This window comes from Comamonas sp. UBA7840, from assembly GCF_002501455.1.
GTDB lineage: Bacteria > Pseudomonadota > Gammaproteobacteria > Burkholderiales > Burkholderiaceae_C > Comamonas > Comamonas jiangduensis.
The window spans coordinates 155450-172681 of the sequence record NZ_DLTI01000041.1; the positions used below are offsets into that span (position 1 = coordinate 155450).

Consider the following 17232-nt stretch of genomic DNA (forward strand, 5'->3'; position numbering starts at 1 on the left):
TCAAACGTCCTTGCCTTGTAACAATGCCAGCATACCGGCCTCATCCAGCACCGGCACGCCCAGCTCCTGGGCTTTTACCAGCTTGCTGCCCGCCTCAGCCCCAGCCACCACATAGCTGGTTTTCTTGCTGACCGAGCCACTGACCTTAGCGCCCGCGGCCTCCAGCAGCTCCTTGGCCTCGTCACGCCCCATGGTGGGCAAGGTGCCGGTCAGCACCACGGTTTTGCCTGCAAGGATTTGCGGCGCTTTTGCCGCCGGCGCGCCTTCAGGCCAGTGCACCCCGCAGGCACGCAACTGCTCTACCACTTCGCGGTTGTGCGACTGGGCAAAAAAGGTGTGAATGCTCTCGGCCACCACGGGCCCCACATCACGCACTTCCAACAACTGCTCCACACTGGCGTCCATGATGGCGTCCAGCAAGCCAAAGTGGCGCGCCAAGTCTTTGGCCGTGGCCTCGCCCACATGGCGGATGCCAAGGCCAAACAAAAACCGGTTGAGCGTGGTGGATTTGGATTTTTCCAGTGCCGCCAGCACGTTTTGGGCCGATTTTTCGGCCATGCGATCCAGCGACGACAGCGCCGTCAAGCCCAAGCGGTACAAATCCGGCAAGGTGCGCACCACATTGCCATCAACCAGTTGGTCGACCAGCTTGCCGCCCAAACCTTCGATATCCATGGCACGGCGTGCGGCAAAGTGCAGCATGGCCTCTTTGCGCTGCGCCGGGCAAAACAACCCGCCTGTGCAACGGTGGTTGGCCTCACCGGGCTCGCGCACCACGTCAGAGCCGCAAATCGGGCAGGCCTTGGGCATTTGGAAGTTGGGCACATACGCAGGCCGCTCGCCCGGAACCTTGCCCACCACCTCCGGAATCACATCACCCGCACGGCGCACGATGACGGTGTCGCCGACACGCACGCGTTTTTTGCGGATTTCAAACAGGTTGTGCAGCGTGGCGTTGGTCACCGTGACCCCACCCACACTCACCGGCGCCAGGCGCGCCACGGGCGTGAGCTTGCCGGTGCGCCCTACCTGCACATCAATGCCCTCCATGACCGTAGCCATTTCTTCGGCAGGATATTTGTGGGCCACCGCCCAGCGCGGCTCGCGTGTCACAAACCCCAACTGGCGCTGCAAGGCCAAGCTGTTGACCTTGTAAACCACGCCATCAATCTCATAGGGCAAGGTGGCTCGCTGCGCACCCAACTCGGCGTGAAACGCTACCAATTCAGAAGCGCCATGCGCAATACGCACCTGTACTGCAACCGGAAAACCCCAAGCTTTGAGCTGCTGCAGCATGGCATAGTGCGTAGCAAAGGCGGGGCCGCCTTGCTCTGCGGGGGTGACATCGCCCATGCCATAGGCAAAAAAGGACAGCGGCCGCTGCATGGCAATGTGCGAGTCCAGTTGACGTACCGAGCCTGCCGCCGCATTGCGCGGGTTGGCAAACTGCTTGCCGCCCGCAGCTTCCTGCCGCGCGTTCAGCGCCTGGAAGTCGGCGCGGCGCATATACACCTCACCGCGCACTTCCAACACGGGTGGCACACCGCCGTCTCCCAGCGGCAACGCCAGGGGAATTTGCCGAATGGTGCGGATGTTGTGGGTCACATCCTCCCCCACTTCGCCATCCCCACGTGTGACCGCATGCACCAAGCGGCCATTTTCGTAGCGCAAGCTCATGGCCAGGCCGTCGAACTTGGGCTCGGCCACATATTCCACCGCAGGGGCGCTGTCGTCGAGCTCCAGCTCACGGCGAATACGGGCGTCAAACGCTTCTGCGCCTGTGGCTTCGTTGTCGGTTTCCGTGCGAATCGACAGCATGGGCACCACATGGCGCACCGGCGTCAGCCCTTGCAGCACCGCACCAATCACGCGCTGGGTCGGTGAGTCCGGCGTGACGAGCGCGGGGTAAGCCCCTTCCAGCGCCTGTAGCTGCTCAAAGGCCTTGTCGTATGCACCATCAGGCACGGTGGGCGCATCGAGCACATAGTATTCGTGGGCCCATTGCTGCAACTGGCTGCGCAGCGCCAGCACCTTATCCACTACAGCTTTAGGAGCTGCTGGCGCAGGCTTGGCGGGCGCCACATCGCCAAAAAGGTCTAAATTCTCGCTCATGCGTGCTCAACCAAGCCTCAGTTGAACAAGCGGCGCGCCAGCATAGAGCCTGCAGACAGTTCACGGCTGTCGAGCTTGTCATACAGTTTTTGCAGGTCGGCCCCGATAGGGTCCAGCACCTGCGGCAGCAACTGGTAGCCGTTCTGGTCGCACAGCATGCCGTCCATGCCCTCGCACAGCACTTGCACCACATCACGCAAGCGCTTAAAGGGATCTTCGCTGCGCGGCACCTGGGGAACATCCAGGCTCAGCCACACTTCGTGCACCGCGGTCTGATCCAAGTTGTCCGCCTGAGCGGCTTGCGCGTCATACGCCAGTGTCAACAAGGGTGCATGGCCCACGGTCTCGGACGGCAGTTGCATGCGCCCCGGCATGGCCGCAGACACAAAGCCCGCCGCTGCGGCATGTTGCTCAATATAGCCGGGGCTCCACGCCGCGCGGCGGGGGCGCAACATAAAGCTCAGCTGTGCATCATGCTCTCCCGCAAACTGGTCCAACTCGCGCGCACGGCTGACTTCGTGCAGCATGTCCGGCAAATCGACCGCTGCATTGAGCGCATCGCCAAAGCCTTGCACCTTGGCCACAAATTCCGAAAATTCAATCTCGTTGAGGGCGCCCAAGCGGTTGGCCAATTGCACCCCCGCCTGAAAGCAGGTGTAACGCTGGCCGGAGCGCACGGTTTCCCATTCGCCCGAAGCGGCGTTGAGCCCTTCAATACGAAACTGCTTGCTGCCTGCTCGGCGCGTGGTGGGTTGCACCATCAGCGCGGCATCGCCCGTGACCACGCCTTCGATGCGCACCGTGGCAATCGCATCAATCAGGCCATCTAACGCAAGCTTGCGCTCCGCATGCTGCTGTGCAGCACGGCCTGCAGGCTCTGTGGCCGCCCCCTCAGCGGCAGCGGCCGTATCGGCAGGCGACGCCTCCAGCGCAGGGTCCAGCCCCATACCCTCGGAACCGCCCTGTTGCGCAGGCGTGGCATCCAGCAAAGGGTCCACCAAGGGGGTGCGGGCATGCTCAGGCAAATTGGTGACATCCACGCCATCCAAAGCCGGATCAAAACGCGAGTGGTTGTCGCTCAACCGGGTCTCTGCGTCGGCGCGCTTGGGTGCGTTGCGGCGGTGGGTCCACGTGTTGTAGGCCACGATCAGGCCCAGCAGGATCACCCCTACGACGGCCAGACTGATTTGAAGGGTACTCATGGAATTGCTCTGTCCCGTTTCCGTGCTCAGGCGTGCGCCATGGACAGGGCAGATTCCATATCCACGGCCACGATGCGCGAGACGCCTTGCTCTTGCATCGTCACACCGATCAATTGTTGCGCCATTTCCATGGCGATTTTGTTGTGACTGATGAACAGGAACTGGGTTCCCTTGCTCATGCTGGCCACCAATTTGGCATAACGCTCGGTGTTGGCATCATCCAGTGGCGCATCCACCTCGTCCAGCAAGCAGAACGGGGCAGGATTCAATTGGAAAATGGCAAACACCAGCGCAATCGCCGTCAGGGCTTTTTCACCGCCCGACAGCAAATGAATCGTCTGGTTCTTCTTTCCTGGGGGCTGCGCCATCACTTGTACCCCCGAATCCAAGATTTCGTCACCCGTGATGATGAGCTTGGCCTGCCCACCGCCAAACAACTCGGGAAACATACGACCAAAGTGTTCGTTCACGGTATTAAAGGTGCCAGAGAGCAGTTCACGCGTTTCGTTGTCGATCTTTTTGATCGCGTTTTCCAGCGTGGACATGGCCTCGGTCAAATCGGCCATCTGGGCATCCAGGAAGGTTTTACGCTCTTTGGCCAGCTGCAACTCTTCCAGCGCAGCCAAATTCACAGCCCCCAGCGCCGCGATCTCGCGGTGCAGTCGGTCAATTTCCGACTGCAGCCCGTGTAGCTTCACGTTGCCTTCCAAAATGGACTGCGCCACCGCAGCCAAATCGGCACCTGCTTCTGCCAGTTGCTGGTCATACTGTGCGCTGCCCAGCGATGCGGCCTGCTCCTTGAGCTGAAACTCGGTGATGCGCGCGCGCATCGGATCCAGCGCACGCTCGATCTGCATGCGGCGGTCATCGCTGGCGCGCAGTTTGTTGGTCAAGTCTTCATAAGCGCTGCGGGCAGTGGCTACGGCCTGCTCGCGCTCCATCTTCAGCGCCAGCGCGTCCTGCAACCCGCCCTGGGCGGCGGCATCGTTCAGGCGCCCTTGCTCGGCCACAGCGCGTTCGCGCTCTTCCAGCAAAGACTTGGTTTGCTGCTCGGCCGTCTCCAGGGTGCGCTGCAGCTCACCTTGGCGCGCCTGCATGCTGCGTTGACTGAAAGTGGCTTCTTGCGCGCGGCGCTCTAGCGTGCGCAATTGCTCACGGCTTTCCGCCAGTTTGCGCTCAGCATCAATCACTTTTTCGTCCAGCTGGGCGTGCAACTCCTGGCTGTCAGCCAACTGCATGTCCAGCTCTTCAAAGCGCGCCTCCGCCGCCGCAGCGCGCTCTTGCAGGTCGTCCAGCGCGGTTTGCACCTCGGCCACATCGGCCTCAATCTGTGCGGTACGGGCACGCGCCTGCTCGGCCTGCTGCGTCAAGCGCAGCATGTCGACTTGCAGCTCATGGGCGGACTGTTTGGCCTCGGTGGCCTCACGGCGCGCGCTGACCAGCCGGTGCGAGGCATCGGCATAGGCTGCTTCGGCTTTCACCAAGGCAGTGCGTGTTTCTTCGCTGATCAACGCCTGAGCGCGCAACTCTTTTTCCAGGTGCTCAATTTCTTGGGCGCGCGCCAGCAACCCCGATTGCTCACTGTCTTGGGCGTAAAAGCTCACGCTGTGCGCGGTGACCGCATGGCCCGTGGGCACATACATGGTGTCGCCCGCTTTCAACTGGTTGCGCTGGCTCAAGGCCTCATCCAAGCTGGGGGCGGTGTAGCAGCCGGCCAACCATTCAGTCAACAGCGCTTTCAAACCTACGTCCTGCACACGCAGCAAATCCGCCAGCAGTGGCATGCCATTGCCATTCAGACCGATGGCTGCGTCTGGTTTGGAATAAAACGCCAGCCGTGCGGGAGGTGCCTCTTTGGCGCCTGCACCCAAAAATCCCCGAACCATGTCCAGGCGGCTGATCTCCAGCGCACCCATGCGCTCGCGCAGAGCGGCTTCTAAAGCATTTTCCCAGCCATTTTCCACATGGATTTTGGTCCAAAGCCCTTGCAGGCTTTCCAAGCCATGCTGGGCCAACCAAGGCTGGAGCTTGCCGTCCGTTTTGACTTTCTCTTGCAAGGCCTTGAGCGCCTCCATTCGCGCGGCCAACTCGGCCTGCCTGGAGGTTTCGGCATTCAGCGCTTGCTGGCGTTGACGGCGCTCATCGTCCAGTTGCGGCACGCTGTCTTGCAGCTCCACCAATGCGGCTTCTGCCATCTCGGCCATGTCGGCAGCATCGGCGTACTGAGTAGTGACTTGCTGCAAGCGTGCTTCGTCGGGTGTTGCCAGGGCGTTGCGGTCGTTGCGCAATCGCTCCAGGCGGCTTTCGTGCTGGCGGGTTTGCTCATTGATGCTGCGCTGCTCTGCCGCCAGCACCTGGATTTGCTGCTGTACTTGCACCACCTGCTGGCGCTGGGTATTGGCCTTGTGCTGGGTGGCGCGCAACGCATCTTCCAAATCCGGCAGGCGCAGGCTCTGCTCTTCCAGTTGCGCGGCCAGCATTTCGGTCTGTTCTTCGGCATCCATGCCGCTGGCGGCCAGGTGCTCCAACTCGGCCTCGGCATCGTCCTTGCGCTGCGCCCACTGGGCGATCTGCTCGGCCAGTTGCTGCATGCGCTGCTCGACACGCTGGCGGCCCTCGACCACGTAGCGGATCTCCGCCTCCAGCTTCCCCACCTCGGCCGTGGCCTCGTACAGGCGCCCCTGGGCCTGGTTGACCTGGTCGCCAGCTTCGTAGTGCGCCTGGCGCACGGCTTCTAGGTCGGCCTCGATGTGGCGGATCTCCGCCATGCGGCTTTCCAGCTCGTTGACGGCCTGCAGGCCTTCCTGGCGGATCTTGGCCAGATCGCCCTCGGCGTCCTGCTTTTTCAGGAACCACAGCTGGTGCTGCTTCAGGGTCACGCTGGACTGCAGCGTGTTGTACTGGGCAGCCACCTCGGCCTGCTTTTCCAGCTTGTCGAGGTTGGCGTTCAGCTCGCGCAAGATATCTTCTACGCGCGTCAGGTTCTCGCGCGTGTCGCCCAGGCGGTTTTCGGTCTCGCGGCGGCGTTCTTTATATTTCGAGACACCTGCCGCTTCTTCCAGGAACAGCCGCAGCTCTTCCGGGCGCGACTCGATGATGCGACTGATGGTGCCCTGGCCGATGATGGCGTAGGCGCGCGGGCCCAGGCCGGTGCCCAGGAACACGTCCTGCACATCGCGGCGGCGCACCGGCTGGTTGTTGATGAAGTAACTGCTGTTGCCATCGCGCGTGAGCACGCGTTTGACGGCGATTTCTGTGAACTGGCCCCATTGGCCGCCCGCGCGGTGGTCGCTGTTGTCAAACACCAGCTCCACGCTGGAGCGGCTGGCCGGCTTGCGGTGCGTCGTGCCATTGAAGATGACGTCCTGCATGCTCTCGCCACGCAATTCGCTGGCTTTGCTCTCACCGAGCACCCAGCGCACCGCATCCATGATGTTGGATTTGCCGCAGCCATTGGGCCCCACCACACCAACCAGCTGACCGGGCAGCAGGAAGTTGGTGGGTTCGGCAAAAGACTTGAAGCCGGAGAGCTTGATCGAATTAAGGCGCACGGAGGATGTGTCTTAGAAGCTGGCAAACCAAGATGGATAAGCCGCGATGATAACGCGCTCGGTTACAAGTACTTGCCAGCCCTTCCTGCGAACTTTGTAACAAAAATAGCTTTTGCGCAGATGCAGTAAGCGCTGTTAGCTCCATATTTAGGAGTATCTTGGTGGCAGCCGATTGCGCAAGACTTAGCTGCTGAGCACCGTGTCCGCCTCGTGGCTTGCGCCATAGGCGCGCGTCCACGCCTCAAACTTCGCAGCGGGCTGCGGGCGGCTGAAGAAAAAGCCTTGCCAATAGCTGCAGCCATTGGCCGCCAAGAAGGCACGCTGGGCTTCCGTCTCCACCCCTTCCGCAATCACTTGCAATCCCAGGCTGTTGCCCAGTGCGATGATGGAACATGCAATCGTGGCATCGTTCACACTGGTCTCTACTTCACGCACAAAGCTCTGGTCAATCTTGAGCTTGTCCAGCGGCAAGCGCTTGAGATAGCTCAGCGAGGAATAGCCAGTACCAAAGTCATCCAGCGAGAAGATCACACCAATGGCCTTGAGCTGCACCATCTTGCGAATGGTGTCTTCCACGTCCGTCAGCAACATGCCCTCTGTCAACTCCAGCTCCAGCAGATCGGGTGTGGCACCGGTCACCTGCAAAGCTTGCTGTACCTTGTCAACAAAGTCAGGCTGGTAGAACTGGCGCGGGCTGACATTGACCGACATGGTCAGATGCGCCAGTGCCGGGTCCTGCGCCCAGCGGGCCAACTGGCGGCAGGCCGCATACAACACCCATTCGCCCAAAGGCAAAATCAGGCCCGACTCTTCGGCTGCAGGCACAAACACCCCGGGCGGAATAAACCCCTTGGTGGGGTGCTGCCAGCGCAGCAGCGCCTCTGCGCCAATCACCTTGTCATGCTGCACCTGGGGCTGGAAGAAGAGATCAAACTCATGGCGCTCCAACGCCATGCGCATGTCTTTCTCCATTTCCACGCGGGCGCTGACCGCTTTTTGCATGCTGGGGTCAAAAAACTGCAGGGTGTCGCGCCCCGCACTCTTGGCCTGGTACAGCGCCAAGTCTGCGCGCTTGAGCAGCTCCTCGACCGAGTCATCCGGCCCGCAAAACACCACCGCCCCCATGCTGACGGTGACGTGGAAATCTTGGTTGTTCAGATAAAACGGCGTGCGCAGCGCTTGCAAGATGGCACCACCCACTTGCTCCGTGCAGCGGCCAGCCTCCAAAGAATCAACCGGTAAATCTTCCAGCACCACCGCAAATTCATCACCACCTTGGCGCGCCAAGGTGTGGCGCCCGGCTATACAGCTGCTCAAGCGGGTGGCCACCAGCCGCAGCAAGGCATCGCCATGGTCATGCCCCAGTGTTTCATTGAGCGACTTGAAGTTATCAATGTCCAAAAGCAGCAAAGCGCCCTTATTGCCATGCCCGCGCTGACTGCGCATCAGGGCTTCTTCCAGACGATCCAGCAGCAAGCGGCGATTGGGCAACTGCGTCAATGTGTCGTAATAGCCCAGCCAACGGATTTCTGCCTCCGCCGCCTTGCGCTGGCTCACGTCAACAAAGCTAAGCAAGATGCGGCCACCCAAGAAACGGCCCGACACCTCCATCGCAAGCTCTTGGCCGTTTTTGCTGCGTAGCAAATACTCCATCGCCGGCATGTTCACGCCCGTAGGCACCACCTCGCAGCGCCCGGCATTCAGGCGTTGCAGCAAGGTGGCGTGCTGCTGCATATCTACGCACAGATGGCGCCACATGGTGGACTCATCGGACATATCGCTTTGCGCCCAGCCCGTCATCACCTCAAACTGGTGGTTCACGAACTCGATATTGCCCACCGGCCCCACGACGACCAAGCCCACCGGCATGTAGCGCAACATTTCGCTGGAGTAAGCCTCACGCGCCTGCAACTGCTGTTGCATCACGCGCCGCTCCGTCACATCCATGAGCAGCACAAAGTGGCGGCCCAACAGCCTGCCGTCCACACTTTGCAGTGGTGACACCCAGAACTCCACCCAAATCTCGCCGCCGTCTTTGCGTACCATGCGCTGCGTCACATTAAAGTGCTGCAGGCGCCCCTCAATCAGCTGGCGCTCCAGGCGCTGGCATTCATCGCGGTCTTCGGGGTGAATGAGATCATGGATGCTCATGCTCCCCAGTTGCTCACGGCTGTAACCCACAATGTCCGCAAACCGCGCGTTGGCACTGACGTGGCTACCGCTGGCAGGCTCTATCTCGGCCACACCAATTGCCGACTGGTTAAACAAGGCTTTGAGGCGGTCGGTGCGTTCGCGCAGCAGGTTGTACTTGGCCTTGGCCTGTACCTGGGCACGCGCGCGCTGCAGTGACAACAACAACACCACGGCTGCCAGCAACAAGCTGGCCCCCAAACTGCTGGCACCAATAATCACCGGAAACATGCGCTCTACCGAAGAGAGCATGGAGTCGCTGGCCACGAACTGCAGCGACCACTGGCGCCCCAGCACCGAAATGCTGTGCTGTGTAGACGCCAAGAATGGCTGCTGCGCCGTCCAGGGCGGCGCCACCACCGTCACTGGCACCATGTGCCCTTTGGTGGGGGTGGTGTCTTCAATGGCCAGCATCATATGCGGCAGCATGCCGCGATCACGGAATTGCGCGACCAATGCATTGACACGCACGCTGACATTGAGCACCCCCAGCAGAGCTTGCGCACCCTGCGCATCAGTCTGCTCTGCCAGCACAGGCACGCTGATGAGAACCCCGACCGCACCGGACCCGGCATCACTCAGCGTCATGGGGCCGCTCATCACGGCGTCTTGAACCTGCTGCACCCGTTCAATTTGGGCGCGTACAGCCGGTTGATGCATGGCATCCAGGCCCGACAGACTGCGCTTGGCCCGCAAGGGCCACACTTCATCGACGATGAAGTACGTGGACTGCGTCAGCGGCCAGGTGGGCATTGCACTTTCATCGACCCGCAACTGGGGCGACACCTCCTGCAATAGCTGCGCTCTGCGCTGCGCATAATCTTGCGCAGACATTTTGCGCACCAAGGTCATCCCTTCCACACCGGGATAGCGCTGCGAGATATCTTCCACCAGCTTCAGGTTTTTGAAGATTTCATGCACTTCGCCAGGATTGGCCTCGAGCAGCGGGCGCATTACCCGCACGTAGTCGGCATAGGAGTACAGCCTTTGCTCTAGCGTGCTGGTAAAGAGTTGTGCCTGCTCTTCCAAACGCTCTTGCACCGTCTGCGTCTGACGCTGCTCCAGCACATGCCACAGCCCCACACTCAATGCAGCTCCGACAGCGAGCGCAGCTGCTGCAGGCCACCAGATATGCAGCTGCTGACGAAGCTTGGGACTAAATGTCATAGGTGAGGCACAAAAAGGGTCAAAAATCAACGGTTTTGCATTGCAGCAATTGCAAACAACAATTACTTACCCCCTAGCATAACCTTGCTCGGCCCCTGAAATTTGCAAACCAGTGGCCTAAATAACGCTTCTAAACCCAGGTCAAACAGGCCTTAACCCTGCGTGGTACTCCGCCATCACTTGCTTGAGCAAGCGCCAAACGGTCTGAATTCTCAGCAAACCTTTGGCCTCTTCGGGCATGGACATCCAAAAAGTGCGCTCAAACTTGGCCTGCTCGGGCATCACCCGCTGCAGCAGGGGGTCGCGATCGGCCAAAAAAGCGGGCAGCACCGCCAACCCGGCCCCAGCCCGCACCGCGGCGTACTGCGCGGCAATGCTGGTGCTGCGAAACACGTACTGCATCGGCTTGTGCATTTGCGCCAGCAATTGCAGCTCTTTGGAAAACAGCATGTCGTCCACGTAATCAATGAATTGGTGGTGCCGTAAATCGTCGCAATTGCGCACCAAGGGTCTGCGGGCCAAATACTGGCGCTCTCCATATAGATAGAGGTGATAGTCCGCCAGCTTGCTGACCACCACCGTCGCGCGCTTGGGGCGCTCCAGCGAAATGACGATGTCTGCCTCCCGGCGCGACAAATGCATCAGACGTGGCAAAGCCAGCAAATCGACCGACAACTTGGGGTACTGCTGCGCCAGCAACGCCAAAGGCGCTGCCAGCAACTGCACGCCCAACCCCTCTGTCACCCCCACTCGCACCAGGCCAGCGACTGCGCTGGGTTGGGCCGCAGCTTGCTGGCCCAAGTGCTCAATCCCACGTGCCGCTTGCTCCATGGCCTGCGCCACGGGCAACAGTTGCCGCCCCGCCTCATTGAGCTTGTGGCCCGACGCCTCACGCACAAAGACTGGATGCCCCAGTTGCTGCTCCAGCGCCTGAATGCGCCGCGCCACGGTGGTGTGTTCTACCCCCAGCACGCGCGCCGCCCCTGCCAAGGTGCCCGTTTGTGCCAGTGCCGCAAAAAAACGCAAGTGATCCCAGTCCATGGATCGCAGTGTGCCTGTGCTTTTTTGCAAAGCCAAGGTGCGTAAACGCGTATTGCCCAAGCAGATTTGCACATCTACGATGCCTGCATTAGTGCTGCAAAAGCCACCCCACCGACACCCGCCAACCAAGGAGACACGCCATGAACGCCCCCACTTCCTCCCAAGTACTTGCGCCCACCGTCAAACTGCTGATCAACGGCCAGCTGGTCGAATCCAAGACCACCCAGTGGCGCAACGTGGTCAATCCGGCCACCCAGGAGGTGCTGGCCCGCGTACCGTTTGCCACCCCCGAGGAAATCAACCTGGCGGTGAGCAACGCCAAGGAAGCATTCAAGACCTGGAAGAAAACCCCCATCGGCACCCGCGCCCGCATCTTTCTGAAGCTGCAGCAACTGATCCGCGAGAACATGAAAGAACTGGCCGCCATCCTGACCGCCGAACAGGGCAAGACCCTGCCCGACGCCGAAGGCGACGTCTTCCGCGGCCTGGAAGTGGTGGAGCACGCGGCCAACATCGGCACCCTGCAACTGGGCGAGCTGGCCAACAACGTGGCCAACGGTGTGGACACCTACACCCTGAACCAGCCCCTGGGCGTGTGCGCCGGCATCACCCCCTTCAACTTCCCCGCCATGATTCCGCTGTGGATGTTCCCCATGGCGATCGCCACCGGCAACACCTTCGTGCTCAAGCCTTCGGAGCAGGACCCCATGGTCACCATGCGCCTGTGCGAGCTGGCACTGGAAGCCGGTGTGCCCCCCGGCGTACTGAACGTCATTCACGGCGGTGAAGACGCGGTGAACGCCATCTGCGACCACCCCGACATCAAGGCCATCAGCTTCGTCGGCTCCACCAAGGTCGGCACCCACGTCTACAACCGCGCCAGCCTGAACGGCAAGCGCGTGCAATGCATGATGGGCGCCAAGAACCACGCCATCGTCCTGCCCGACGCCAACAAGGAGCAGTCGTTGAACGCCCTGGCCGGTGCCGCCTTTGGCGCGGCCGGCCAGCGCTGCATGGCGCTGTCGGTGGTGGTGCTGGTGGGTGATGCCCAGAAATGGATCCCCGAGCTGGTGGCCAAGGCAAAGACCCTGAAGGTCTCCGGCGGCACCGAGCCAGGCACCGACGTCGGCCCCGTGGTCAGCTGCGCCGCCCTGTCGCGCGTGGAAAGCCTGATCGAACGTGGCATTGCCGAAGGTGCCGTGCTGGAACTGGATGGTCGCAAGCCCCAGGTAGCCGGCTACGACAAGGGCAACTTTGTTGGCCCCACCATATTCAGCGGCGTCAAGCCCGGAATGAGCGTGTACGACCAGGAAATCTTTGGCCCCGTGCTGTGCATCGTGGCGGCCGACGACATCGACCAAGCCATTGAGTTCATCAACGCCAACCCCAACGGCAACGGCACGGCCATCTTCACGCAAAGCGGTGCCGCCGCGCGCAAGTTCCAGGAAGAGATCGACGTCGGCCAGGTCGGCATCAACGTGCCCATCCCTGTGCCCGTGCCCCTGTTCTCGTTCACCGGCAGCCGCGCCTCCAAGCTGGGCGACTTGGGCCCCTACGGCAAGCAGGTGGTGATGTTCTACACCCAGACCAAGACGGTCACCGCGCGCTGGTTCGACGACTCGACCACCAGCCACGGCGTGAACACCACCATCAGCCTGAAGTAAGGCCTGCGCAAAGCATAGCTGCCAGCGCAGATGCAGCGGGCGCTAGCAGCCAATTTGGCATTGAATTCTGGGAAGATGCTGGGCATGACACCTCGCCTTCTTCCCCAGATTCAGTACGCCACATTGGCCGCCAGTTGGCTGCTGGCAGGCTCCGCACTGGCGCAAGCGGGTGCCACCTGTGATCCGCAGTCTGCAGACACCGCCAGCACCAATGCCTGCGCCGTGCAGCGCTTTCAACAGGCCGACACCGCACAGAACATCCTGTATGGCGATGTGATGCGCGCCCTGTCGGCCCATGAACGCCCCGCGTTGCGCAAAGACCAGTCCGCGTGGAGCCGCCAGCGCAGCCTTCACTGCAAAGCCCAGCACGCAGACGCTGAAGGCAGTCCCGACTGGCCCCAGCGCTTGCACGACTGCCTGACGCAACTGACCAAACAACGCCGCCAAGCCCTGATGCATTGGCTGCACGAAGGCCGGGCACCGGGTTCCTGATCCACCTGAACCGCCGCACGGGCCAGCCGACCAATAAGAACAAGGAGACACCACCATGGACTTTGAACTCAGCGCAGACCAACGCGCTTTTGCCGCCACGGCGCGCCAGTTTGCGCAGACTGAGCTGGCCCCCCATGCTGCCGAATGGGACCGCGAAGCCATCTTCCCGCGCGAGGCCATCGCCCAGGCCGGTGAACTGGGCTTTTGCGGCCTGTACGCACCCGAAAACGCCGGCGGCTTGGCCCTGCCGCGCCTGGATGCGACGCTGGTGTTCGAGGAGCTGGCCGCCGTCGACCCCAGCACCACCGCCTTCATCACCATCCACAACATGGCCACCTGGATGCTAGGCACCTGGGCCACCGAAGCCGTGCGCACCACCTGGGGCGAGGCGCTCACCAGTGGACAGAAGCTGGCCAGCTACTGCCTGACCGAACCCGGCGCCGGCTCGGACGCCGCCTCGCTCAAGACCCGGGCCGACAAGGACGGTGACCACTACGTGATCAACGGCGCCAAGGCCTTCATCAGCGGCGCCGGCAGCACCGACGTGCTGGTGCTGATGGCCCGCACCGGCGCCCCCGACTCGGGCGCCAAGGGCATCAGCGCCTTTGCCGTGCCGGCCGATGCCACGGGCATCAGCTACGGCAAGAAGGAAGAGAAGATGGGCTGGAACAGCCAGCCCACGCGCGTCATCAGCTTTGACAATGTGCGCATCCCGGCCGACCACCTGCTGGGCCAGGAAGGCGAGGGCTTCAAGATCGCCATGAAGGGGCTGGACGGCGGGCGCATCAACATCGCCACCTGCTCCATCGGCGCCGCCCAGGGCGCACTCACCCAGGCGCAGCAGTACATGCAGGAGCGCAAGCAGTTCGGCAAGGCGATTGCCAGCTTCCAGGCGCTGCAGTTCAAGCTGGCCGACATGGCGACCGAGCTGGTCGCCGCACGGCAGATGGTGCGACTGGCCGCCAGCAAGCTGGATGCCGGTGCCCCCGACGCGAGCACCTACTGCGCCATGGCCAAGCGCTTTGCCACGGACGCCGGCTTCATGGTCTGCAACGAGGCCCTGCAGCTGCACGGCGGCTATGGCTACATCCGCGAGTACCCGCTGGAGCGCCTGATGCGCGATGCGCGCGTGCACCAGATCCTGGAGGGCACGAACGAGATCATGCGTGTCATCATTGCCCGGCGCATGCTGGAGGCCGACGCGCCCGACGCCATCCGCTGACATTTTTCATAGCTGACAGCGCTCGCTGCACAAGCCTCAACGCCCTTTTTTACACACAAACCGCCATGCCTGCCCGCCCGCTTTCCGACGACACCCTGCAGCTCATCGATGCCGTGCGCGAAGCGCTGCTGGATGCCGGCGAGGTCGAGGAAAAGCGCATGTTCGGCTGCCATGTCTTCATGGTCAACGGCAAGCTGTGCCTGGGTGTGGAAGGCGATGAGCTGCTGGTGCGCCTGCCGCCGGACACGCACGCCGCCGTCGCGGAAACGCCGGGCGTGCGCACCCTGTCCAGCAAGGGGCTGATGGACGGCTACTTCTACATCAGCCCTGCCGCCTACGCCACGCGCGCGCAGTGGCAGCACTGGATCGCCGCGGCCCTGGCCTTCAACCCGCTGGCCAAAGCCACGCGCAAGAAGGCCGCACGCGGTGACGGGGCGCCGGCGCGCTCGCCCAAAGAGAGCGCACCACGCGCTTCCAGCCTGTGCAAAACGGCCAAAACACCCACCAACACGAAGGCCACGCCGCGCCCACCGGTGCGCAAGCACTCTGTGTTCGATGACGACGCCTGACCGGCCCGGAGATCCGCCATGCCCATCCGCATCGTTCAACTTGGCAGCCCGCGCAGCGCGGATGAAGGCCTGCGCATCGGCACCGTGCGCCGCCCGCCGCGCGGTGTGCCCAAGGCCGAATTTGCCCGTCGCGACTATTACGACGTCTGGTACCCCGAGTTGTCGCCCGAAGCCGACACCATGCAACTGGCGCTGCAATCGCACCAGCTGCAGGCCCAGGGCCAGACGGCCGAGGCCGACAAGCTGTGGAAGCAGTTCCAGCAGCGATTTCGCAAGCAGCTGGCGGCCGCGCCCACCAGCCGCACCCTGGACCTGCTGACGGCACTCTCGCACCACGGCCGTTTCGCCCTGGGCTGCTATTGCGAGGATGAAGCCCGCTGCCACCGCAGCATTTTGCGCAGCCTGCTGACCGAGCGCGGGGCCGACTTCAGCATCGGCTAGCTCACATTGCAAGACTTTTAAGCCTCCAGCCCTTATCACACCAGCGCAGACAGCTAGTTTTTTTGAAGATTACAACCCCAGTTCAACACCACCAGGAGACAACGGTATGACCACCATCGCTTTCATCGGCCTCGGCAATATGGGCGGCCCCATGGCCATCAATCTGCAAAAATCCGGCCACGCCGTGCGCGCCTTCGACCTGTCCAAGGAGGCCGTCGCGAAGGTGGTCGCCGAAGGCGCCACCGCCGCCTTCAGCGCGCAGGACGCCGTGCAGGGCGCCAAGGTGGTGGTCACCATGCTGCCCGCCAGCCAGCACGTGGAGGCCCTGTTCCTGGGCAAGGACGGCGCCCCCGGCCTGCTGGCCAGCATTGCCCCGGGCACGCTGGTGATCGACAGCTCCACCATCGCCGCCGCCACCAGCCAGAAGGTGGCCAAGGCGGCCGATGCCTCCGGCATCGACTTCATCGACGCCCCGGTGTCGGGCGGCACGGGCGGCGCGATTGCGGGCACGCTGACCTTCATGGTCGGCGGCACCACGGCGCAGCTGGAACGCGCCCAGTCCTACCTGGAGAAAATGGGCGCCAACATCTTCCACGCCGGCGCCGTGGGGGCCGGCCAGACCGCCAAGATCTGCAACAACATGCTGCTGGGCATCCTGATGGTGGGCACCAGCGAAGCCATCGCCCTGGGCGTGGCCAACGGCCTGGACCCCAAGGTGCTGAGCGAGATCATGCGCCGCAGCTCCGGCGGCAACTGGGCGCTGGAAAAGTACAACCCCTTCCCCGGCGTGCACGAGAACGCCCCGGCCAGCAAGGGCTATGCCGGCGGCTTTGGCACGGACCTGATGCTCAAGGACCTGGGCCTGGCCCAGGACAACGCCATCGCCACCAAGGCCAGCACCCCGCTGGGCGGCATGGCCCGCGCCATCTATGCGGCCCACAGCATTGCAGGCCACGGTGGCCAGGACTTCTCCAGCGTCATCAAGATGCTGCAAAAGCCCTAATGGCCTGAGCCGCCACGGTTAATTCACCTCCCAAGCCCGCCAGGCATGTGTCTGGCGGTTTGTTTTTTGGGGTGGCGATGGCGCTGCAGCGCAGACACCGTCGTGCAGACGAACCATGAGGCACCCCCTGTTAGGGACCTCTCTGCCATGCCCCACGGGTCGTAGAGCCCGGGCTCAAATACACGGAGCCGTCGATTGGGCTCGCTGGTCGCCGAAGCCATCGCATTCAAAGAAAAGCACATTCCAGGCCCAGGCATACGGATTGATGCGCAAGCTGGGGTGGAAAAATTCTATGAATCACTCGGTTTTCAGGCGGCGGGGGATGTCTATGACAAGGATGGCATCGCTCACATCACCGTGCTGCAACCAGCAGCATCGGTCACTTTAGCTAAGGTGTGATGGAGTGCTCAGGCAAAGGTCACCCGTTAGCGCGAAGTGCTGCACCACACCCTGAGATCCATGCATAGCACATATCGTGGCCATATACGCTGCCCAGCCAAACACGGAAGGCCAGTCTGCACCTGCCTCCGTGCATCAAGTCCGGCTGTCGCTGTGTGACGAAAAGAGGGATACACGCC

12 protein-coding genes are annotated in these 17232 nt (G+C 62.2%); 7 read left to right on the forward strand and 5 right to left on the reverse strand.

All coding sequences use genetic code 11. The annotated features are described in order from the left end of the window. The 5 genes from ligA to B3R00_RS15455 all read right to left on the reverse strand — a co-directional run bounded on the left by ligA (position 1) and on the right by B3R00_RS15455 (position 11263). Positions 1 to 2112: an NAD-dependent DNA ligase LigA gene (gene ligA, locus B3R00_RS15435; protein WP_286999754.1), complete on the reverse strand. Its 2112-nt coding sequence runs from the start codon at positions 2110 to 2112 to the stop codon at positions 1 to 3. 17 nt (positions 2113 to 2129) lie between these two features. Then, a complete protein-coding gene (locus B3R00_RS15440; RefSeq protein ID WP_286999755.1) occupies positions 2130 to 3314 on the reverse strand; it encodes a cell division protein FtsZ in 1185 nt (394 codons plus the stop codon). A 26-nt stretch (positions 3315 to 3340) separates the two neighbouring features. After that, a complete protein-coding gene (smc, locus tag B3R00_RS15445; protein WP_286999756.1) occupies positions 3341 to 6865 on the reverse strand; it encodes a chromosome segregation protein SMC in 3525 nt (1174 codons plus the stop codon). Between the two features lie 183 nt (positions 6866 to 7048). Continuing rightward, the gene (locus B3R00_RS15450) at positions 7049 to 10222 is read right to left on the reverse strand and encodes a bifunctional diguanylate cyclase/phosphodiesterase (RefSeq protein WP_286999757.1); all 3174 of its coding nucleotides are present in this window, start codon (positions 10220 to 10222) and stop codon (positions 7049 to 7051) included. Between the two features lie 141 nt (positions 10223 to 10363). After that, positions 10364 to 11263: a LysR family transcriptional regulator gene (locus tag B3R00_RS15455; RefSeq protein WP_286999758.1), complete on the reverse strand. Its 900-nt coding sequence runs from the start codon at positions 11261 to 11263 to the stop codon at positions 10364 to 10366. A gap of 140 nt (positions 11264 to 11403) precedes the next feature. Between B3R00_RS15455 and B3R00_RS15460 the strand changes: the two genes are divergently transcribed. From B3R00_RS15460 to B3R00_RS15490, 7 genes are all read left to right on the forward strand, one after another. Further along, on the forward strand, positions 11404 to 12927 hold the full coding sequence (locus B3R00_RS15460) for a CoA-acylating methylmalonate-semialdehyde dehydrogenase (protein WP_286999759.1): 1524 nt from the start codon (positions 11404 to 11406) through the stop codon (positions 12925 to 12927). A gap of 84 nt (positions 12928 to 13011) precedes the next feature. Further along, a complete protein-coding gene (locus tag B3R00_RS15465) occupies positions 13012 to 13419 on the forward strand; it encodes a lysozyme inhibitor LprI family protein (RefSeq protein WP_286999760.1) in 408 nt (135 codons plus the stop codon). A 55-nt stretch (positions 13420 to 13474) separates the two neighbouring features. Next, positions 13475 to 14641 (forward strand): acyl-CoA dehydrogenase family protein, encoded by a 1167-nt coding sequence (locus B3R00_RS15470; protein ID WP_286999761.1) that lies wholly within the window; start codon positions 13475 to 13477, stop codon positions 14639 to 14641. Positions 14642 to 14706: 65 nt separating this feature from the next. After that, positions 14707 to 15210 carry a TfoX/Sxy family protein gene (locus B3R00_RS15475; protein ID WP_286999762.1) on the forward strand — a complete coding sequence of 168 codons (504 nt, stop codon included), beginning with the start codon at positions 14707 to 14709 and terminating at the stop codon, positions 15208 to 15210. Positions 15211 to 15228: 18 nt separating this feature from the next. Next, positions 15229 to 15651, forward strand: a complete 423-nt coding sequence (locus B3R00_RS15480; RefSeq protein ID WP_286999763.1) for a DUF488 domain-containing protein — start codon at positions 15229 to 15231, stop codon at positions 15649 to 15651. 106 nt (positions 15652 to 15757) lie between these two features. Beyond that, the gene (mmsB, locus tag B3R00_RS15485; RefSeq protein ID WP_286999764.1) at positions 15758 to 16654 is read left to right on the forward strand and encodes a 3-hydroxyisobutyrate dehydrogenase; all 897 of its coding nucleotides are present in this window, start codon (positions 15758 to 15760) and stop codon (positions 16652 to 16654) included. Between the two features lie 195 nt (positions 16655 to 16849). Continuing rightward, positions 16850 to 17053 carry a GNAT family N-acetyltransferase gene (locus tag B3R00_RS15490; RefSeq protein ID WP_286999765.1) on the forward strand — a complete coding sequence of 68 codons (204 nt, stop codon included), beginning with the start codon at positions 16850 to 16852 and terminating at the stop codon, positions 17051 to 17053. The last annotated feature ends 179 nt before the right edge of the window (positions 17054 to 17232 follow it).